This is a genomic window from Allohahella sp. A8 (genome assembly GCF_047946665.1).
Classification (GTDB): domain Bacteria; phylum Pseudomonadota; class Gammaproteobacteria; order Pseudomonadales; family Oleiphilaceae; genus Allohahella.
The window spans coordinates 3,526,874-3,545,974 of record NZ_CP172312.1; the positions used below are offsets into that span (position 1 = coordinate 3,526,874).

Annotated in this window: 19 protein-coding genes; 8 read left to right on the plus strand and 11 right to left on the minus strand. The window is 56.5% G+C overall.

Features of this window, described 5'->3' with window-relative positions; all coding sequences use genetic code 11:
- Positions 1-20 precede the first annotated feature (20 nt).
- Positions 21-1,688 carry a vanadium-dependent haloperoxidase gene (locus ACH3PB_RS15790; RefSeq protein ID WP_416396388.1) on the minus strand — a complete coding sequence of 556 codons (1,668 nt, stop codon included), beginning with the start codon at positions 1,686-1,688 and terminating at the stop codon, positions 21-23.
- A 173-nt stretch (positions 1,689-1,861) separates the two neighbouring features.
- Between ACH3PB_RS15790 and ACH3PB_RS15795 the strand changes: the two genes are divergently transcribed.
- Positions 1,862-3,790: a 7TM diverse intracellular signaling domain-containing protein gene (locus ACH3PB_RS15795; RefSeq protein WP_416396389.1), complete on the plus strand. Its 1,929-nt coding sequence runs from the start codon at positions 1,862-1,864 to the stop codon at positions 3,788-3,790.
- Between the two features lie 51 nt (positions 3,791-3,841).
- On the opposite strand, the gene ACH3PB_RS15800 is transcribed toward ACH3PB_RS15795, so the two are convergent.
- The 3 genes from ACH3PB_RS15800 to queC are packed head-to-tail and all read right to left on the minus strand — an operon-like array spanning position 3,842 to position 6,299.
- Positions 3,842-4,768 (minus strand): AEC family transporter, encoded by a 927-nt coding sequence (locus tag ACH3PB_RS15800; RefSeq protein WP_416396390.1) that lies wholly within the window; start codon positions 4,766-4,768, stop codon positions 3,842-3,844.
- Complete coding sequence (queE, locus tag ACH3PB_RS15805; protein ID WP_416396391.1) at positions 4,768-5,511, minus strand: 7-carboxy-7-deazaguanine synthase; 744 nt, start codon at positions 5,509-5,511, stop codon at positions 4,768-4,770. The genes ACH3PB_RS15800 and queE overlap by 1 nt, the downstream gene beginning before the upstream one ends.
- A 26-nt stretch (positions 5,512-5,537) precedes the next feature.
- The gene (gene queC, locus ACH3PB_RS15810) at positions 5,538-6,299 is read right to left on the minus strand and encodes a 7-cyano-7-deazaguanine synthase QueC (RefSeq protein WP_416396393.1); all 762 of its coding nucleotides are present in this window, start codon (positions 6,297-6,299) and stop codon (positions 5,538-5,540) included.
- Positions 6,300-6,480: 181 nt separating this feature from the next.
- Between queC and ACH3PB_RS15815 the strand changes: the two genes are divergently transcribed.
- Positions 6,481-6,993, plus strand: coding sequence for a hypothetical protein (locus ACH3PB_RS15815; RefSeq protein ID WP_416396394.1), 513 nt, complete (start codon positions 6,481-6,483; stop codon positions 6,991-6,993).
- Between the two features lie 48 nt (positions 6,994-7,041).
- Here the strand turns inward: ACH3PB_RS15815 and ACH3PB_RS15820 are convergent, their stop codons facing one another.
- A complete protein-coding gene (locus ACH3PB_RS15820) occupies positions 7,042-7,974 on the minus strand; it encodes a LysR family transcriptional regulator (RefSeq protein ID WP_416396396.1) in 933 nt (310 codons plus the stop codon).
- Positions 7,975-8,074: 100 nt separating this feature from the next.
- Between ACH3PB_RS15820 and ACH3PB_RS15825 the strand changes: the two genes are divergently transcribed.
- Genes ACH3PB_RS15825 through ACH3PB_RS15845 form a run of 5 tightly spaced genes read left to right on the plus strand, consistent with a single transcriptional unit; the run spans position 8,075 to position 12,906 of the window.
- Positions 8,075-9,310, plus strand: coding sequence for an acyl-CoA dehydrogenase family protein (locus tag ACH3PB_RS15825; RefSeq protein WP_416396398.1), 1,236 nt, complete (start codon positions 8,075-8,077; stop codon positions 9,308-9,310).
- Between the two features lie 4 nt (positions 9,311-9,314).
- Positions 9,315-10,175 carry an SDR family oxidoreductase gene (locus ACH3PB_RS15830; protein ID WP_416396400.1) on the plus strand — a complete coding sequence of 287 codons (861 nt, stop codon included), beginning with the start codon at positions 9,315-9,317 and terminating at the stop codon, positions 10,173-10,175.
- Positions 10,176-10,195: 20 nt separating this feature from the next.
- The gene (locus tag ACH3PB_RS15835; RefSeq protein ID WP_416396401.1) at positions 10,196-11,302 is read left to right on the plus strand and encodes a phosphotransferase family protein; all 1,107 of its coding nucleotides are present in this window, start codon (positions 10,196-10,198) and stop codon (positions 11,300-11,302) included.
- Positions 11,303-11,304: 2 nt separating this feature from the next.
- Positions 11,305-12,105, plus strand: a complete 801-nt coding sequence (locus ACH3PB_RS15840; protein WP_416396402.1) for a histidine phosphatase family protein — start codon at positions 11,305-11,307, stop codon at positions 12,103-12,105.
- A 15-nt stretch (positions 12,106-12,120) separates the two neighbouring features.
- A complete protein-coding gene (locus tag ACH3PB_RS15845; RefSeq protein ID WP_416396403.1) occupies positions 12,121-12,906 on the plus strand; it encodes an SDR family oxidoreductase in 786 nt (261 codons plus the stop codon).
- A 191-nt stretch (positions 12,907-13,097) separates the two neighbouring features.
- Here ACH3PB_RS15845 and ACH3PB_RS15850 read toward each other — a convergent pair whose 3' ends face one another.
- The 4 genes from ACH3PB_RS15850 to ACH3PB_RS15865 are packed head-to-tail and all read right to left on the minus strand — an operon-like array spanning position 13,098 to position 16,505.
- Positions 13,098-13,736, minus strand: coding sequence for a glutathione S-transferase N-terminal domain-containing protein (locus ACH3PB_RS15850; RefSeq protein ID WP_416396405.1), 639 nt, complete (start codon positions 13,734-13,736; stop codon positions 13,098-13,100).
- A 9-nt stretch (positions 13,737-13,745) separates the two neighbouring features.
- Positions 13,746-15,047 carry an NAD(P)/FAD-dependent oxidoreductase gene (locus ACH3PB_RS15855; protein WP_416396406.1) on the minus strand — a complete coding sequence of 434 codons (1,302 nt, stop codon included), beginning with the start codon at positions 15,045-15,047 and terminating at the stop codon, positions 13,746-13,748.
- Between the two features lie 18 nt (positions 15,048-15,065).
- The gene (locus ACH3PB_RS15860) at positions 15,066-15,812 is read right to left on the minus strand and encodes a cupin domain-containing protein (RefSeq protein ID WP_416396407.1); all 747 of its coding nucleotides are present in this window, start codon (positions 15,810-15,812) and stop codon (positions 15,066-15,068) included.
- A gap of 33 nt (positions 15,813-15,845) precedes the next feature.
- The gene (locus tag ACH3PB_RS15865; RefSeq protein WP_416396408.1) at positions 15,846-16,505 is read right to left on the minus strand and encodes a sigma-70 family RNA polymerase sigma factor; all 660 of its coding nucleotides are present in this window, start codon (positions 16,503-16,505) and stop codon (positions 15,846-15,848) included.
- A 215-nt stretch (positions 16,506-16,720) separates the two neighbouring features.
- Here ACH3PB_RS15865 and ACH3PB_RS15870 point away from each other — a divergent pair, with 215 nt between their 5' ends.
- Positions 16,721-17,704, plus strand: coding sequence for an alpha/beta fold hydrolase (locus ACH3PB_RS15870; RefSeq protein ID WP_416396410.1), 984 nt, complete (start codon positions 16,721-16,723; stop codon positions 17,702-17,704).
- Here ACH3PB_RS15870 and ACH3PB_RS15875 read toward each other — a convergent pair.
- On the minus strand, positions 17,701-18,315 hold the full coding sequence (locus ACH3PB_RS15875) for a DUF6160 family protein (RefSeq protein WP_416396411.1): 615 nt from the start codon (positions 18,313-18,315) through the stop codon (positions 17,701-17,703). The two genes, ACH3PB_RS15870 and ACH3PB_RS15875, sit on opposite strands and share 4 nt — an antisense overlap.
- Before the next feature lie 455 nt (positions 18,316-18,770).
- On the minus strand, positions 18,771-19,046 hold the full coding sequence (locus ACH3PB_RS15880) for a hypothetical protein (RefSeq protein WP_416396412.1): 276 nt from the start codon (positions 19,044-19,046) through the stop codon (positions 18,771-18,773).
- Positions 19,047-19,101: the final 55 nt, after the last annotated feature.

Consider the following 19,101-nt stretch of genomic DNA (forward strand, 5'->3'; position numbering starts at 1 on the left):
ATTATCCTATCAGTTGAAGCCTATGGGCGAACGCTGGCGTCGCCTGTCCAGAAACGCTCGGCAAGATCATAGGCTTTGGTGCCAATCTGCTCACCCATCTCACGAGCTCGGAGGTCGCCATCCTGAATATGAATGCCGCCATAGATTCGTGAGCGCGAAGCTTCAATGGCAGCATCCTTGAACGTAGGCCAGCGCAACACTAACTCCTGTGACGGACCGGAGTCGTAAACGAGCGAATTCGGCTTCACAACAAACTGCCCCAGCAGGTCAGGTTTGTCGTCGCCGTTGATATCCTGCACGGTCATCGTGGTGCCATCATAGAAGGTCGGTGACCCGGTGAAGCTCGTCAGCACTTCGGCTGCCGCACTACTAAAGGTACTGTGGCCAGAGACATACTCTGGGAATGGTGGCGTTACGAACGTCGGGCTTTGATAGGGTCTCCAGTCCTCGGCAGGAATGTCCTGAAAGCCTTTACCGATCACGTAAGCTGTGATGGTCTGGTTTCGGTACAAGTGCGGAATGGCAGTCGCCGGCCGCGCTGAATCGTACATCCGCTTGGCATCCCACGCTGCAATGCCTGAATCCAGTAACGCTCCGTTCAGAGCAAAGAACATTTTCACATCCTGCTCGACGGTGTGGTCGTCACGGCCGGAAACGCCGTGGGCGAGCTGGTTCCAGTGCCCCGGAGGCGCCTCTGTACGCGGACCATCGGCCCAGAACTCGGCAGCAGCACGTTCTTTGTCTGTGAGTGTGCCGTTGATGGTGAGCACTTCTTCGAACTGGGCTCTAAAGGCTGCATCATTGGTGGTTGTGTTGCCAAGGGCGTCGGTATAGTCCGTGAAGTCACCAAGTATTGGTGGCGCTACGGGCCTGACTTCGTCACCGCTGCTCATTGCGAAGGGTGTTACAGCACCCCAATGTGGTGTCAGGAATTTTTGTTCCTTGAAGCTGTCCGGGTTGGACGCGTCGACGATCGGATATCCATTGGCGTCCTTCACAACACCGGTGGGAACGCGAAGGGCCTGCCACACGTTCACGTCGTAATCCGCACCGTTGAAACCGTTGACGGCATCCGGATCGGCGCTGTTGCGAGCCACGTAGGTTGGGGTAGCGTAGCCAGCCACAGGGGTATCTGCATAGTCCGCAGCGGCATTGGAGCCATCATTGGCGCGCTTGGCCATCGCTGCTTCAGCCGCCAGAAAGCCAATACCCTCTGGAGTATCGGTCGCACCAGCTGTGACAATTGGATAGCCAAGACGTCGCATGTTTTCGCTAAAGTGACCGGTAGAGGCCTCATAAGCCGGGAATTCCTTGATCAGCACCTGATACGCCGCCTGACTCACTGCGCGTGCCTGGTCTGCTTCTGTAGCGGCTGGATCGGCCTTCAAGAGAGGGTCTGCCGCATAGGGTATAGCGACCGAGTCGAAAGCTGACCATGCATCATACATGGCAGACGACAGGATAAAGAGCTGCCGAGTAGTCACCGTGGGACGTGCACCACTTTCACGGATGCCGGCCAGACCGAGTTCGTTCCACTGGGCAACGACGCTCAGGCCCTCGTTGAAGACGGAACGCTCTGCACGAAGGGTTGTCTCTTTCTTGTCATTATCGGAGCAGGCAGAGAGCATCGGCAATATTGCCAGACCAATGGCCAATGCAAGACCGTGTTTTTTCAAAGGGAATGACATACAACAACTCCAGGGAGGACCGCTCGAACAGGATTTAAAGCCGCGGAATTTTATATTGACAATCCTTAATTTGTATATGAGGGTTTTGCGAAGGTATGTAAGGGTGCGTATCTGCGCACATTTCTCACGCCCTCTGAAAACCGCCTAAAGATGTAGCGGATAGATGGCTAACATTGAACTTGCTCTATAGCCAGCTACACTTAATCGTAGATAGTAACGCCGCCATAGGGGGCCTGGTTATATCAAGGATTTGTAGGAGCTTCTGGCTCGTTGTCTGCGGTCTGCTGCTTGTTGCCTCACATGTCGGGGCTCGTACACCCGTCGATACCACTCAGCCCGTTATCGATCTGCAACCACTCGTTGATGTTTACGTTGACGATGCGGGCCATCTGTCGCTCGAAGATGTACAGGCGCTGCCGCCTTCCGTCTGGCGACAATCCATCGATGACCGAGTCGCACTTGGATTCAATCGTGCCGTCCACTGGTTCAAGCTGGATCTGCTCGTGGAGCAGCCCAGCCTTGAAGGCTGGCTGCTGGAACTGTCGTATCCGCTAATCGATCAGGTTGAGCTTTTCGTTATCCAGAACGGCAAAGTCATGCGTTCGGGCATCACCGGAGACCGGGTCGAATTCGATCAGCGACCCCTGGATCATCGCAACTTCCTGTTTCCGCTTGCACTCGATAGCGCCGGCGAACTCACGCTCTACTTGCAGGTACAGACAGATGGCGCGATGGAGCTGCCGCTGCATCTCTGGCAGAAAAACGCCTTCATAGAGGCCGAAGGCACCGTTCTGGCACTTCAGTCGATGTATTTCGGCCTCATGATCGGCATGCTGCTGTACAACCTCTTCATCTTCCTGGTACTGCGCGATCGCAGTTATTTCTGGTATCTGGGTGTCACGGCGTCGATCATGCTGTTCCAGGCCAGCCTTCACGGCTTTGGATTTCAATACCTATGGCCCGGTTCGGTCTGGTGGCAGGATCAGTCTGTGGCTGTGATGGCCGCCAGCTCGTCTGCCTTCACAGTACTTTTCGCCAGAAGCTTCCTTGGCTATACCGGCACACGGGGCCTGGGCGCCGACGGCCTGAAGTGGTTGGGCGTGGTAAGCATCGCAATCGTGGCACTCACGGTTCTGCTGCCTTACCAGTACGCCATCCGCCTTGCCGCTGGTTTGGGCGCTATCACACCGATACTGGTTATGGCCGCAGGTATATCGAAATGGCGTACTGGCAGCCTGTCTGCGCGCTATTTTACGATTGCATGGTCTGTATTCATGGCTGCGACGGTCGTTTTGGTCCTGAGCAAGTTTGGCTATATCCCGAGCAGCGGCTACACCGAGAATGCGCAGCAGATCGGCTCCGCCATGGAAGTCCTGCTGCTGTCCATCGCGCTGGCTCAGCGATTCTCTGAAGAGCGCAGCAAACGGCTCGAAGCTCAGGAACAGGCGCTCATCAGTGAACGAGTGGCCCGTGAAGCCCAGCAGGAGATCGCCCGCACTCAGAGCGCAGCTGCCGAGCGTCTGGAGCATCGCGTGGTTGAGCGTACCGCCGAGCTGCAATCGGCCATGCAGCAGCTTTCGGAAGCCAATATGCTATTGCGTAACCTGAGCTCGCTCGATGGCCTGACTGGTGTGCACAACCGGCGCGCCTTCGATGAGCGCTTCGATCTGGAATGGCGGCGCTCGCAACGCAACGGAACACTGCTGTCCCTGTTGCTGATCGACATCGATCACTTCAAGAAACTCAATGATAGCGCCGGTCACCTCGCAGGCGATGAATGCTTGCGTCAGGTTGCCGACTGCATCAAGGACAGTATCCGCCGACCGCCAGACTTCTGTGCCCGCTTTGGCGGCGAAGAGTTCGTGGTTATCCTTCCCGAAACGGACGCGCCCGGCGCCGTTCATACCGCGAACCGCATCCGTCGGAGCATTGAAAGTCTCGACATTCGCTTCAACGAGCACTCCCTGAAGCTTACTGCGAGCATAGGTTGCTGCAGCCTCGTGCCGCAGGCCGACGATGACCTCCACTCACTTATCGAGTGCGCAGACAAAGCGCTTTATGCCGCCAAGGGCGACGGCCGTAATCTCGTGAAAGTGGCCTGATGAGCGGGTAAGTCTCCGCCACTCAAATCTGATGACTGCTCCAACTTGATATCAGCCTATGCTCATGAAGTCGAAAAGCCACTGAGCCAGGGGAATCGTCGCCATGCCTAGGAGTGTCTGGATGCTGATGATCTGTGCCATGGTGCCCGAGGCGCCGCCAAGCTGACGCGAGAGGATATAGGACGAAGTCGCAGTGGGTAGCGCGCCAAGGATGAGGAACACCAGCAGGGTCTGCTGATCGTCAATGAAAATGGCGGCACTCGCCACAAACACCAGCGGAAACACCAGCAGCTTGAAGGCACTGCTGATCAGGATAGGACTGCTATCCGCTCGCAGGCCAGTCAGCTTCAGGGCCGCCCCCACGCAAAGCAAACCGAATGGCAAGGCCATTTCGCCGATGAGCGCGATGGCCGCTTCGATCGGCTGCGTCAGGCTCACGTTCAGACCGTTGAAAGCCACCCCGAGTACGCTGCCGATTATCAGTGGGTTGGAGGCAATAGCCTTCAGCACAGCCTTGGCGTTTACGGCACTCGCGTTGGCATAGAATGAAAAGCAGAGGATGCACAAGATATTCAGCAGCGGAATCATGATAGCCATCGCAAGGGCAGCGATGGCGACTGCGCCGTCTCCGTAGAGCACTTGCACGGCTGCGAGCCCGATGTAGGAGTTGAAGCGGATGCCACCCTGGTATACCGACGTGAACATCGGTCCCGACCATCTGAAGATGCGATTGAGCAGCCAGAGCAGGCATGTGGCAATTGCCAATCCGACCACGACTGGCTGCACCAGCTTGAGCAGACTCACACCCTGGGGGTCGGCATGCATCAGTTTGTCGATGAGCATGAGCGGGAACAGGAAGTAGTACAGGAAGCGCTCCGCTGGATCCCAGAAACTGTCACCCGGGAACTGGTAGCGGCGCAGACCGTAGCCCACCAGGATCAGGAGGAATACCGGCAGCAGGCCAGCTGAAGCAGTCATCAGTCGATGCCGAGATATTTGTGCGTCTGCAGTGACAGTTTCCACGGCGGGTTGGCCATGCAGTACTGAACGCAATCGGCGGTGTGGTTGGTGATGCGCGGGCTAGGCAGCGCATCGGAAGACGTGACATCGGCAGAGCCAACCGTAATGAGATTGGAGTCCCGCAACGCGGCTACCTGCTCCGGCGTACCGGACTGCGTGAGGTAGCGATCATCACGGGGCGATAGATAGTAGTGGTCAGCCTTGATATGGGCGCAGTCTTCCGGATCAAGATCATCCTGCGGATAAACAAACTTGAGCTCATTGCAGCTGTCGATCACGACAGTGGAACGGCCCTTCGGACTCACACAGATCCAGTCGATGCCAGCTGGTGCAGGCAATGTGCCGTTGGTTTCGACCGCGATCTCGAAACCACGATCATGCAGGGCGGCGATCAGACCATCATCGAGTTGCAGGAGGGGCTCACCGCCCGTGCAGACTACAAACGCCGGGCGAAATGCTGCAGGCCAGAGTGAAATGAGATGATCGGCGAGTGCATTGGCATCCGCGAAGGTGCCGCCATTCTGACCATCAACGCCGACGAAGTCTGTGTCACAGAAGTTGCAGATGGCTGAAGCACGGTCCGATTCCCGTCCATTCCATAGATTGCACTTGCTGAAGCGACAGAACACGGCTGGGCGACCCTGGTTCGCCCCCTCCCCCTGAAGCGTGTAAAACGCCTCCTTTATTCGATAGCCGGTCAATTTAGCTACTTACCTTCATAGTAGGATCAAACCTTCAGATCCGGACGATCGACATTTGGCTCATATGGCAAAGGATCGACCACACCATTTTCGGCAAAGGCTTCGAGACGTTCAACGCATGAACCACACTTGCCACAGGCTTTTTCACGGCCGTTGTAGCAGGTCCAGGTCATGCTGTAGTCAAGGCCCATGGCCAGCCCCTGGCCTAGAATGTCGATCTTGTCGATCCCCACGAAAGGTGCTTCGACCCGCACTGGCTCATAGTTGGCGATCACACTCACGGCGTTCATGCGCTCCAGAAACTCTGGCCTGCAATCGGGATAGATGGCATGATCGCCTCCATGAGCCCCGAAATACACGGCTTCGGCCTTGATGGAAACAGCATAGCCGATTGCCAGTGACAGCAGAATCATGTTGCGATTCGGTACCACGGTCGACTTCATTGACTCGGATTCGTAATGACCTTCTGGTACATCTATCGCATCGGTGAGTGACGAGCCCGCAAGCAGGCTGTTCACTGCAGTGATATCAATGATCCGGTGCGGGATGCCGAGCGATTTACAGACATCCGCCGCATAAATCAGCTCTTTTTTATGTCTTTGACCATAGTCAAAAGACAGGGCGTGTACCAGATCCCGCTGCGGCACGGCCTCTGCCTGAACTCGGGCAGACGGGCCGACCTGCTGCAGGAGGCTGTGCAGAAGCGTGTAGGAATCCATGCCGCCGGAAAAGATGACTACACTAGGGGAATCACCGGACGGCGCGTTGTTAAATGAACGTGAAGACATGACGGGTGCGGGATCTCCATGGCTGAGACGGCACTTTACTGGATCTGAAAACGAGAGGCGACCGCTTTATGGCGCTGATATCGGGCCTTCGCATGGCCTCAACCTGGCGCGGAAGCGGATCAGGACACCTGGCTGAAGCAGACATGGCCGATACTGCATCAGTTAATCTGGCGGAGACGCTGTGACATCAGAACTCGCGTTTATCGACTTTGAAGCGTCCAGCAAGGATCTCATCTCGAGCTATCCGGTCGAGGTGGGCTATTGCCTCCAGACCGGCGAATCGCATGGCTGGCTGATACAGCCGGCAGCGCTGTGGAGCGACTGGTCCGAAGAAGCCGCTGATATACACGGCATCACCCGTGAGCGTTTGATGGACGAGGGCGTGGAGGCCCGAACGGTGGCGGGTTACCTCAATGAGGTGCTGCCATCGCGAGTGTACTGCGACGCGCTCAGCTTCGATTCGTTCTGGCTGCATCGTCTGTTTCGCGCAGCGCATGTTCGCGCCAACTTTACCCTCGAATCAATCGGCAACCTGCTGCCGCCGGATCTGCTGGACAAGTGGTCTGAGACACGCGATTCAGTGTTCATCGAGCAGGGTCTGGCGCGCCATCGGGCCGCATCGGATGCCCGGGTTCTGTATCTGACCTGGCTACGCCTGACCGGCGGGCCGAACGGACCTCGTCTCTCGCTTTAGTATTCGCTCACCCGTCAGCGCAACGCATGGCCGCCGCCCGAGCGCCTGCTAGTCCAGGGCCGCTGTCAGCTTCAGAATCTGCTCTCTCAGCCAGACATGCGCCCTGTCGTGCTCGACCCGCCGGTGCCAGTACAAATACAACTCCAGGGGCGGGAACTGCATCGGGAAGGGTCGAACCACGACGCTGCCGCCCATTGGCGCAACCAGGGCTGCCGCCAGCCGTCGCGGTGCACAGACAATGAAGTTGGTGACGGCTACCGTCTGCATCGCCGCCAGGTAGTTCGAGGTTCTTAAGGCAATCTCCCGGCGAAGGCCATGGCGCGCCAATTGTGTATCCTCAAAGCCTGCGCCGTGCTCCCGCGAGGACACCATCACGTGTCGGTATTTCAGTACACCCGCCAGGCTCCAATCTTCCACCAGCAGTGGGTGTGTGGCCCTCAATACACAAACCCAATCATCTGAAAGCAGTTCCACATGTTGGATCTGATCGTCGTGAGGCAACAGAATATCGGCGGCGAGATCGATGCGGCCACTGCGCAAGTCGTGCAGGACCTGCTCCCGCGGCGTACGCATGCTGGCGAAGCTGGCTTTAGGTGCCAGCCGGCTGCAGATGGCAATCAGTTCCGGCAGCACCAGCCCTTCGAAGCTGTCCCGCACGCAGAGCCTGAAGCGGGTTGTCAGCCCCTTGAGATCCAGCCCCTCCTGCTGGGTACAGGCCACGAGACCCTGCTGAATCTGCACCAGCGCCTGACGGATAGGCCCGATGAGCTGCTCGGCGGCCGGCGTCGGCGACATAGTCCGCCCACTGCGCTGGAACAACTCGTCCCCCATCTGCTCGCGCAAGCGGTTCAGCGCATGACTGATGGCCGACTGCGAGAGATGCAAGGTGTTGGCCGCCGCCGTGATGCTGCCTTCCGAATAGATCGCCACGAAGACCGTGAGCAGGTTAAGGTCAAAACGATCGATATTAGTCTTGTTCATACTACCTATTATAACTATTCATTTGCTTCATCATCAATCCTCGCTTAGGTTTAGCTCATCGAATTCAGCACTCCCATTGCCACAGCGTGAGGCTCAGCACATGAACTTTTCTCACAACGAGACCACTACCGACTATCTTCAGCGCGTTCGCCATTTCATGAAGGAACGGGTCATACCTTCTGAAAAGGCATACTTCGAGCACCTCGAGCAACCCGGCCAGAAGTGGACGCAGCCGCCCGTGATGGAAGAGCTCAAGGCCGAAGCCAAGGCTGCGGGCCTGTGGAATCTCTTTCTGCCCGAAAAGGAATACGGCGTTGGCCTCACCAACCTGGAATATGCGCCGCTGGCGGAAGCGATGGGTCACTCCTTTATAGGCCCAGAAGTCTTCAACTGCAGCGCGCCGGATACCGGGAACATGGAAGTGCTGGTGCGCTACGGTTCTGAGGAACAGAAGAAGCAGTGGCTTGAACCGCTGTTGGCTGGCGAGATTCGTTCCGCCTTTGCAATGACTGAACCCGACGTTGCCTCGTCAGATGCCACCAACATGCAGAGCACCATTACCGCGGATGGCGATGACGTGATTCTCAATGGCAAGAAGTGGTGGACCTCCAATGCCGGTCACCCGAACTGCCGGTTCTTCATCTTCATGGGCCTGAGCAACCCGGAGAATGGTCGCCACCAGCAACACTCGATGGTCATCGTGCCGCGGGATGCAAAGGGTGTGGACGTCGTTCGCATGCTGCATGTGTTCAACAACCAGGACGAGCCGTACGGCCATGGTGAAGTACATTTCAATAATGTGCGCGTACCGAAAAGTAATGTCATCGCTGGGCTCGGCCGCGGCTTCGAGATCGCCCAGGGCCGGCTTGGTCCGGGCCGTATTCATCACTGCATGCGGGCTATCGGCGCCTCTGAGCGAGCCTTGAAGCTACTGTGCGAACGGGCGACTTCCCGTGTTGCGTTTGGAAAGCCACTCTCCAGTCTCGGTGGCAATCGCGACATCATTGCCAATGCGCGCATCGATATCGAGATGGCTCGTTTGCTCACACTGCAAGCCGCCTACAAGATCGATACCCAGACCGTATTCGGCGCCATGAGTGATATCGCACAAATCAAGGTCGTCGCGCCAAATGTACTGCAGCGTATCGTCGATGCGGCCATCCAGATCCATGGCGGTGCGGGTTTGAGCAACGACTTTCCGCTCACCGCCCTGTTTGGCTACGCCCGAGTGCTCAGACTGGCCGACGGCCCTGATGAAGTACATCGCGGCATGATCGCCAAGTTCGAGCTGAAGAAATACGCTCATGACGACAAAACCAAAACTGAGAAGAGGTAGGCGCATGGCTATTCAACGTTTCCCGGAACAACGAGTCGCCATCACCGGCGGCGCCACTGGTCTTGGCCTGGCGCTCGCCAAGCAGTTCCTGCACGAAGGCTGGAGCGTCGCCATTGCAGACATACAGGATGAAAAAGGTCAGGCAGAAATCGAGCTGCTCGGCCTGCCTGAGTCGCGCCTGTTCTTTACCAAGGTAGACGTTACCAAGGAAGTCCAGCTGAAGAAGTGGCGCGACGATATCGTCAAGCGTTGGGGCGGCGTCGACATCATCATCAACAACGCCGGGGTGGCCACGCATGGCGCCATCGACGAAGCGCCGCTGAGTGATTGGGAATGGGTACTGGATATCAACCTGATGGGCGTCGTGCGCGGCTGCCGCGTTTTCACGCCGCTGTTCAAGAAACAGCGCTCAGGTCACATCGTCAATATTGCCTCCATGGCAGGCTTGATTCACGCGCCGGAAATGGGCTCGTATAACGCGGCAAAAGCTGGCGTTGTCGCGCTGTCAGAAACACTTGAAGGCGAATTGTTCTCCTACGGTATCGGTGTCAGTGTCGTCTGTCCGGGCTTCTTCCAGACCGATCTCGGCAAGACATTACGTTCGCCTGATCCGAAAGCTAAAGACATGGTGCAGCGCCTGTTCGAGACCTCAAAGATTGATGCTGATGGTGTGGCGAAGCGCGTCTACAGTGGCATCAACAACAAGGACTTCTATGTGCTGCCGCACATGAGCTATCACCTGATCTGGTTGCTGAAGCGCTACATGCCAGCCATGTACATGCGCAGCCTACATGTGACTGGTCGCAAGATTCTGCAGAAGAAGCGTGACTGGCAGGCCAGCCTGGCGACATTGACGCAGCCCTGATCACTTACTGAGAATAAAACATGACCCTGAAAGACCAGTCGATCGAGATCCGTGAAGGCGAACAGTTCGACAATGCTGCCGTAGAACGCTATCTGCGAGCGAATATTGGCGATCTCCCACCACACATGAGCGTACGTCAGTTCCCAGGCGGCGCCTCCAATCTCACCTACCTGCTCAGCTTCACCGACAGCGCTAACGACGCGCCGGGCCGGCAGAGCCGGCAGTTCGTGCTCCGGCGTCCGCCGACTGGCAAGAAAGCCAAGTCAGCGCACGACATGAAGCGCGAGTACGCGGTGATGAGTGCGCTGAACGGCCATTACCGGCTGGTCCCCAAGATGCACGTGTTCTGTGAGGACGAGTCGCTGATCGGTGGCGAGTTTTATGTCATGGAAAAGCTCGATGGCATCATCCTGCGTAACGAGCTGCCGACTGAACTAGCAACCGGTGAGCAGAAGCTGTCACCAGACAACCTGCGTCAGTTATGCATGAACATGATCGATGGTCTGGTAGACCTGCATAAGTTTCAGTGGCAGGACACGGCGCTGGCAGACTTGAAGAAAGACGGTGATTACGTCGAGCGGCAGATCAGCGGCTGGAACGACCGTTTCGTCAAGGCACGTACACCTGACGTCCCGGAGTGCGACAAGGTGATGCAATGGCTGGATAACCACAAGCCGAAGCAGGTCGACAGCTGCCTGATCCATAACGACTACCGCTTCGACAACATCGTGCTCGATGAACAGAACCCGATGCAGATCAATGGCGTGCTCGACTGGGAAATGGCGACGATCGGCGATCCGCTGATGGATCTCGGCAACAGCCTCGCCTATTGGGTGCAGGCCGATGATCCGCAGCAGTTCCATATGATGCGCCGCCAGCCAAGCCATGCGCCCGGGATGATGACGCGTGACGAGCTGGTTCAGTACTACCTGAAACAGTCCGGTCGTAGCGTCGACAGCTTCACCTTCTATCGCGTTTATGGACTGTTCAGGCTTGCTGTGATCATCCAGCAGATCTACTACCGCTTCTATCACGGCCAGACCAAGGACAAGCGCTTCGCCGGCTTTGGCTTCGTGGTGAAGTTCATCGATGATTATCTGCAGAAGCAGATCAGCGAGCTCGGCTAGATATGGCAGCAATCTATCTTATCCGTCACGGTCAGGCCAGCTTTCATTCGAGCAACTATGATCAGCTCTCGGAGCTCGGGCAGCGGCAGGCGGGCTACGCAGGCGAACAACTCGCTCGTGAGCTCGGACCCGGTCGAGACCCGGCTGATGTGAGCTGGTTCTGCGGCACACTGTCTCGGCAGATCGATACCGAGCAGCGGGTACGTGCTGGCTGCTTCCCGGACATGCCAAAACAACGGCTGTCCGAGCAGGCTGCGCCGGTGACCAACGCCGGCTTCAACGAATTCGATCACGAGGCCCTGCTGGCGCACTATCTGCAGAGGCTCCGGCATAAACCCGAAGTCGAAGCCTTTCTGAACGCTGTCGACGATCGAACCCGGCTGTTTCAGCCGGCATTCAATCGCGTGGTCGATGCCTGGATTGCCGATGGTGATTTCGTCGAGGATGCTGCTGAAGCCTTTGAAACCTGGGCGCAGTTCAAGCGCCGGATCGTCGATGCATTCGAATCGGCTGTCACGGCAGGCTGGGAGCAGGCCCGGGAGAGTGGCAAAAAAGGCTCAGGCGACGTGTGCATCGTCAGCTCAGGCGGTCCGATCTCGCTTATGTTGCAGGCCATGCTGAACATGGATGACGTCAGCGCACTCGACGCCAACTGGGTACTCGCGAACGCCAGCATCACCAAACTGATCTACCGCAGTAATCCGGAGCGCCCGCCGCGGCCCAACGAGCTTAGGCTGGCCTACTTCAACCATTACCATTACCTACAGACCACCGCAGAAGGCGACGCAGTCAGCTTTCGCTAACAAGGAAATTTCCCTATGTCACAGCAACTTCCAACAGCAGAAAACCTTTTCAAGCTCGACGGCCAGGTCGCCCTCGTCACGGGCGCCAGTCGTGGCATTGGTGAGCAGATCGCCCGTACGCTGGCCGCCTATGGCGCACATGTTATCGTTAGCAGCCGCAAGATCGACACCTGCGAAACAGTCGCCGCGAGCATCCGTGAAGCCGGTGGAAAGGCGGACGCCATCGCCTGTCATATCGGTGAGATGGATCAGATCAGCAGTCTGTTCGAGGAGATCAAGAGCAAGCACGGCAAGCTCGACATCCTGGTAAATAACGCGGCTGCCAATCCGTATTTCGGCCATGTCCTGGACACCGATCTCGGCGCCTTTCAGAAGACGGTCGACGTGAATATCCGCGGCTATTTCTTTATGTCAGTCGAAGCCGGCAAGATCATGCGTAAGCAGAAGTCAGGTGTGATTCTGAATATCGCTTCAGTGAACGGCGTGATCCCGGGCCACTTCCAGGGCATCTACTCGATCACCAAGGCTGCGGTTATCTCGATGACCAAGACTTTCGCGAAAGAGTGTGCTGGCTCGGGCATCCGCGTGAATGCAATCCTTCCAGGCGGCACAGACACCAAGTTTGCCTCAGCCCTGACAACCAACGATCAGATCCTGAAGCAGCTGCTCACGCATGTGCCGATGAATCGTATTGCGGAGCCATCTGAAATGGCGGGTGCTGCGCTGTATCTGGTGAGTCCGGCTTCGTCGTATACAACTGGCTCGATACTGGCTGTTGACGGCGGTTACCTGACGGCTTAATCAGCTTTGGCCGAGAAGGTCCTGGAGGGATTCTGCTTCCAGGACCTGGTCGAGCCAGAGTTCGAGTTGAGCGCCCGAAGCCTGGTCGATCAGAGCGACTGTGTCCTTGGGATAGTAATCCGCCCTTTACTGGTGACTGTTGCTGCAGCCATTCGACACCTTTCCCAATCTGCTTAATCCAGCTTTGGGGATCAAGCCCCAGGCGGCTTCGTCGTCACAAAACTCTCCCGCTCGCCTATCTGGCGGGCATACTCCGCCAGCCTGGGATACTGCTTCCGCCAGTCGGCGTTGAAGCGTAGCGTATACCACTCCAGCACACAGACCAGCGCGATATCTGCCGTGCTCAGCCCCAGCCCCCCGTCGAAGTCGTGCAGGAAGTCCTTGTCGAGGCGCTCATTGAGGTAACGTTCGAAGAAGGCCAGACCATTATCGACCTTCTCCTGCTGTCGCGTAATCCAGCCGGGGCTCTGTTCTGACTCGTCACGCTTCTTCTCCATGAACATCAACACGCCAGCATCACCGATGCCGTCAGCCAGCGTTTCCAGACGGCGCACCTGCAGTTGAGCCATGGGGTCCTGCGGTAGCAGTGAGCCACTGCCTTCGGGCTTCTGTGTTTCGAGCACGGCCAGAATGAGCGCAGAGTCGAACCAAGTTTCACCATTGGCATCGACAAAGGCAGGCACTTTCACCAGCGGATTGAAGTCTCGCACCGGCGTGTCGGCGGTATAGGGCGTCTCTTCACGGAAATCGAACGGCAACTTATGCTCGATAAGCGCGACTCGCACCTTACGGACGAACGGACTGGTATACGAACCGATAACTTGCATCATGACGAAGCCTCAGTGGAGCTTGAGTTTTGGACGAATGAACTGATCGATCTGTGAAGACAGCATGATGAGAAGCGTCTTCAGATAGCCGTATACTGCCGCCTGGTGCATCCGATACAGCGAGACGTACATGAAGCGGGCTACGAAACCTTCGATCATCATACTCTTGCCCGTGAGATTTCCCATCAGACTGCCGACGGTAGAATAGCGGCTTAGAGAAATCAGCGAACCGTGATCGCGATAGATGAAGTTCTTCATCGGCCGCTTCTCGACAAGGCGCACCAGATTATCCGACACAGTATCGGCCATCTGATGTGCCGACTGCGCCCTCGGCGGTACACGGCTGCCGTCATCCTGGATACACTCCGCACAGTCGCCCATTGCAAATACGTTGGGGTCCGACTTCGACTGCAGCGTCTGATGCACGACGATCTGGTTCAACCGATTGGTTTCCAGGCTTTCGATCTCCGAAAGAAACTGAGGGCCTTTCACCCCAGCCGCCCAGACCTTGATATCGGACTCGATGAAGCTGCCATCGCGCGTTTCGAAGCCCGCTGCCGTGACGCGAGTGACCGCAGTATCGTGACGTACATCGATCTTCAATTCCGACAATTCATGAAGTACTGCGTCAGTAATGCGCTCGGGCAAGGCAGGCAGAATTCGCGGGCCTGCTTCGATGAGCGTGACCTGCAGATTGTCCGAGCCGAGATTAAGGCCATAGGCGCGCAGCAGCGCCGTCGTGTTGTGAAGCTCGGCCGCCAGTTCCACGCCGGTGGCGCCGCCGCCAACGATACCGACTTTCAATATCGGTGGCTCACCGGCATCAGCGTGGCTGTTGAGCCGAAGAAAGGTGTTGACGAGATGTTCGTGGAAGGCATCGGCCTGCTCACGCGAATCCAGCTGTGAACAGTGCTCCATCACGCCCGGGGTGCCGAAGTCGTTGGTACGGCTGCCGACAGCCAGCACGAGGTAGTCGTAGGGCAGATTGCGAGCAGGCTGCAGTACCTGGCCCTCGGCGTCCTTGATAGCTGCCAGACAGACATAGCGGTTCGCTATATCGACCGAGCAGACGCGGCCAAGGTGAAAACGGTAGTTATTGAGGAAGGCGTGCGCGCGGTAATCGAGTTCATCGATATTGGCATCTAGACGACCGGTAGCCACTTCGTGCAGCAGCGGCTTCCAGAGATGGGTCAGCTGCGCATCCACAAGATGAATGTCAGCCTTACCTTTCTTACCAAGCCGGCGTGCCAGCTTGCGGACAAGTTCAAGTCCGCCGGCACCACCGCCGACAACGACGATTCGAGGACAATCCATTAGAGGCTTCCAGAGAGATCAGGACAAGCGTTGACGGAACCTGGTCAGTGGCCCTGACAACGGGTTGAAAAGGCCGATTTTACCCTGAATGTAGGAGAGACAGATACAATCCTGATCTTCCATCGCCCTAGGCCGATGCGCCGAGTCTGGTGTACGAACGACAAAGTCACCTTCGCGATAGACACCGCCGGCATCTGAGTAACCGCCCTGCAGCACGACCGTATATTCGCAGTTGCTATGAACATGCTTCGGCGCACTGCAACCCTTGCGGGTGCGCTGTAGTGCGAGCTTCCAACGCAGCGATTCATCCGCCCCATTGTCACTCGACGGTTTATCGCCGCCCGTCGCGATGACATGCTCAAAGACGCCGAGCCACTTTCGTTTCCAATCGATGGTAGAGAAACGCTTGGGCAGTAACTTTTCAAGGGCTAGGCTCGACACGGTGTTACCGGCGCCATAGGACTGCGGGAAGTTTTTGCGAAAGTAGGTATGCTCGACGCCCGCCGTGCCGACTTCAAGATCGGCATTTTCTTCAGCTTCGATAAGCGCCATCACACGGTCGAAGGCGTGCTCATCCACAGGATCAATCTGACCCTCCGGGCTGGCGCCAAAAAATTCCCCGCCGATGATTTCGAGTTTTCGGAGACTATGCCGACAGGCGCTGCAGTACTGAAGGTGCATGTGCAACAACATGGCGAGCGGAAATGGACTCCCGCCCGCGCTGTACTCCAGCAACAGGTCGATGTCAGGGTGGTGACTGATCATGTAAAACCACGACTAAAGATGAATCAGTAGAGCCTAATTATTGATTTCTACTTTGCCATCCAGAGCGACGTTCAGCTTTTGCAGCGCAAGTCTTACACGGCTCTTGACCGTGCCCAGCGGCAGGCCCATTTCATCGGCCACCCGTTGATGCGACTTATCTTCAAGATAGACCTTGGCAATCACATCTTTCTGCTCATTAGGCAGCACATCCAGGGATTTTCGCACTTTCGCGGCGATCACGCCATCCTGCCAGCTTCCTACAGGCTCATCGGTGCCCGGAATGGACCACAGGTGCTCTGTATCGACACTGGTCTCCACACTGGAACGACCGAATTTGCGCAGCATATCAATTCTGGCATTACGGGTAATAGCATACACCCATGTCGTGGCGCTGGCCTTGCTCGAATCGAACTGTGCAGCCCGACGCCAGATATTAACCATGACCTCCTGCACCAGCTCATCACCATGCTCGAGCATGCCCTGTTTGATGGCGTAAGATTTAATCTTGGGAGCGAATTCCTTGAAGAAGATATGGAATGCGGCTTTATTGCGATCAGTAGCGATGCGACGAAGCAGTTCGCCGAGTTCTTCGCCCTGGTGATCCGAAGGCAGCGTGCTGTTGCTCAGATCCCGGCTATCCGTATCGAGGTCGACATCCATGCCCGCATCATTTGCTGGGTCGGTCGGTTCCAATAGATTCCTTGATTTGAGAGCAACGACATTACTATGCGCGTGTGACATAACTGAATCAACCCTGATTTCTGTGGAACATACGAGGACTACGGACGGATCTCAAACACAGATCAGCCCGCCCAAAAAATAGTGATACAGACTTCCCCCACACCGCTGAGAGAATCAGTAGTATCCTACGTAGTTGTATAGCATCCAGATCCTGAGGAGACGCCGCTTTGCCATCTAAATCAGCCCAGACTACAGAATCTATGTTGGACCAGGCGCACGATCCGATTTTCGATCTGAACACCCTACCGAACGACAGCAACTATACGGAAGACTTCGCGGACCTCGAACATGTCAGGCTGTGCTATCGCGACTCTGGCCCCAGGGACGCGCCACCGATCCTGCTGATCATGGGGCTGGGCTGCCAGCTCACCACCTGGCCACCGGAGTTCGTTAATGGCTTGCTGGCTCTGGGCTATCGGGTGATCCGCTTCGACAACAGGGAAATGGGTCTTTCGTCGCTGGCAGATAACCCCGGCCCCATGCAATCGCCACCTGCCGGCTTCCTGCGCTATAAGCTTGGCCTCAAGGTAACGAGTGACTACACACTACACGATCTTGCGGAAGATACACGGCAGCTCATCGAGCATCTGAAGCTTGAGAAGCCGATCGTGCTCGGCGTAAGTATGGGAGGTATGGTTGCGCAGATTCTGGCAGCAAAGCATCCCGAGATGATTTCGAAACTGATATTGCTGATGAGCTCAGACAATCATCCAAGACTGCCGACACCGAGTGTGAAAACACTCTGGCGCATAACCGGAGGCGGTATTCAGGGGGACCATCAGGAGGCCGCTATCAACCGCGGCCTGGCGTTCTGGAATACGGTGAGCAGTCCGGGTTATCCCTCGTCCGAGCGCCGGATAATTTCGAGGATCGCCCGGGACTACCAGCGCAGCTATCGGCCAAAGTCGATCATTCGCCAAATGGTCGCGATCAACGCGACCGGCAGCATCCGCCATGAATCAGCATCCATCGAACTGCCCACGCTGATCCTGCACGGCCTGGCCGACAAGCTGGTTCACCCAAAGGCAGGCCGCCAGCTGCACCGCAATATCAAGGGGAGCAAGCTGGAGCTGATCAAGGGCTGGGGTCACGATGTGCCAGTGGGCCTGGTGCCAGAAATACTGAACCACATCGATAATTTTATCGGCTAGAGGCCGTTGCCGCGAACGACCAGTTCGAGTCCGTCAAAGCGGGCGCCTAGCAGCTCAACGCCGCCGAAGCTTGAGAACTGGGCGCCAAATCCGGCGTCATCTTCCATGAAGAAGCCCATGTCGGCTACACGGAAATCGACATAGGAACGGGCGAAGGTAATGCCGATACCGCCGTCTGAATCAGCGACTGCACCGCCGTTAGCAACCACATTACCAAGATCGGCGGTGGCATCGATGGTGATATCCACGCCGCCGGCAATGGCGATACCCTTGGCAATGAAGCCGCCGAAGAGATCTGTAGAGCCGCCGGTGTTCGTGCCTGTGTTGGTAGCCTGATCCCAGCCGCCTTCAACATCGACTATCCATTTGAAGGCATCGATGGTGATGCCTGCCTGACTCCAGTCAACATCGTAGAAGTCACCAACGGTGCCATTGGCGAAGATGGCTTCAGCATCAACGCCATTGGTGAAGCCGAAACCGGCTTCAATGACGATGCCGCTTTGACCACTGACCTGGGAGAGGCCAGTATCATCGAGAGCAGTGATTTCTGCCTGCGCTGCAGACGCAGCGACGAGTGCGGAGGCTAACAGCAGCCTGGTTGTATTCTTCATGCGCGTGTCCTGGGAAGGTCGTTATTATGACCAGGCCTCAAAGCCTGGAAGGTCGATGGTTATCAGGACCTTCAGTGATCAGCAATGAAAAACTGCAACCACACGAACTGCCTTCAAACAGCATAGAACTTTCAGCCTATATTAGAGCGCCGACACAGCCGACTCAAGCTTCACGGGCGAATTTGTTAACTTTTGTTAAAGAAGTCTCAGGAATGGCTACGCCCTATACAACTTATAGATATCGCACAGTCAGCATCTACCTTTCGGCGGATGTGCACCACAGGTGTACTTGCTAGTATTGCCCGCGCTGAAAGCCCGCTCACAAGCGACCGAATACGCTTGATTCTTTTTTGAGCAAATGGTGAACTAGTCAGGGATTTTACCTAGTTGAAGGCGTAAGCTAGACTTCAGTTACAGCCGATCACGATTAGTCACATGTTCGTAACACGCCCGCGCTACTGTCGTACGCACCAGGCCAGCGAGAGATGTCGAGTATGAAGAGAAAGAGTCAAGCCGGTTTCAGTAAGCCAACTTGTCAATTGCAGAAGCGTTTTGTCAGGCCATGCAATACCACCCAGTCCTTTCTCTTTCAGCGTCAGTTCCTGCTTCTCACTATTCAGCCAAGTTCTGCCTTTGCGCATTCCCTGCTTAGCAAAACAGCCACTGCCGTCGGAAAATGGCGTAGCCGTGCCCTGTCGAGAGGTCGCCGTGTTGTAGCGATCGGTCAGCATGGACGGGTGCTGTTGGCCTAAGCGCCGGCCTTGGCAGATACCCGGACGGTCTGCG

What these genes read in the sequence shown, in the direction of transcription:
- ACH3PB_RS15820 (WP_416396396.1), bottom strand. Translation starts at nt 7,974, where the DNA reads ATGAACAAGACTAATATCGATCGTTTTGACCTTAACCTGCTCACGGTC.
- ACH3PB_RS15835 (WP_416396401.1), top strand. Translation starts at nt 10,196, where the DNA reads ATGACCCTGAAAGACCAGTCGATCGAGATCCGTGAAGGCGAACAGTTC.
- queC (WP_416396393.1), bottom strand. Translation starts at nt 6,299, where the DNA reads ATGTCTTCACGTTCATTTAACAACGCGCCGTCCGGTGATTCCCCTAGT.
- ACH3PB_RS15845 (WP_416396403.1), top strand. Translation starts at nt 12,121, where the DNA reads ATGTCACAGCAACTTCCAACAGCAGAAAACCTTTTCAAGCTCGACGGC.
- ACH3PB_RS15850 (WP_416396405.1), bottom strand. Translation starts at nt 13,736, where the DNA reads ATGATGCAAGTTATCGGTTCGTATACCAGTCCGTTCGTCCGTAAGGTG.
- ACH3PB_RS15790 (WP_416396388.1), bottom strand. Translation starts at nt 1,688, where the DNA reads ATGTCATTCCCTTTGAAAAAACACGGTCTTGCATTGGCCATTGGTCTG.
- ACH3PB_RS15825 (WP_416396398.1), top strand. Translation starts at nt 8,075, where the DNA reads ATGAACTTTTCTCACAACGAGACCACTACCGACTATCTTCAGCGCGTT.
- ACH3PB_RS15800 (WP_416396390.1), bottom strand. Translation starts at nt 4,768, where the DNA reads ATGACTGCTTCAGCTGGCCTGCTGCCGGTATTCCTCCTGATCCTGGTG.
- ACH3PB_RS15830 (WP_416396400.1), top strand. Translation starts at nt 9,315, where the DNA reads ATGGCTATTCAACGTTTCCCGGAACAACGAGTCGCCATCACCGGCGGC.
- ACH3PB_RS15875 (WP_416396411.1), bottom strand. Translation starts at nt 18,315, where the DNA reads ATGAAGAATACAACCAGGCTGCTGTTAGCCTCCGCACTCGTCGCTGCG.
- ACH3PB_RS15860 (WP_416396407.1), bottom strand. Translation starts at nt 15,812, where the DNA reads ATGATCAGTCACCACCCTGACATCGACCTGTTGCTGGAGTACAGCGCG.
- ACH3PB_RS15855 (WP_416396406.1), bottom strand. Translation starts at nt 15,047, where the DNA reads ATGGATTGTCCTCGAATCGTCGTTGTCGGCGGTGGTGCCGGCGGACTT.
- ACH3PB_RS15880 (WP_416396412.1), bottom strand. Translation starts at nt 19,046, where the DNA reads ATGCTGACCGATCGCTACAACACGGCGACCTCTCGACAGGGCACGGCT.
- ACH3PB_RS15840 (WP_416396402.1), top strand. Translation starts at nt 11,305, where the DNA reads ATGGCAGCAATCTATCTTATCCGTCACGGTCAGGCCAGCTTTCATTCG.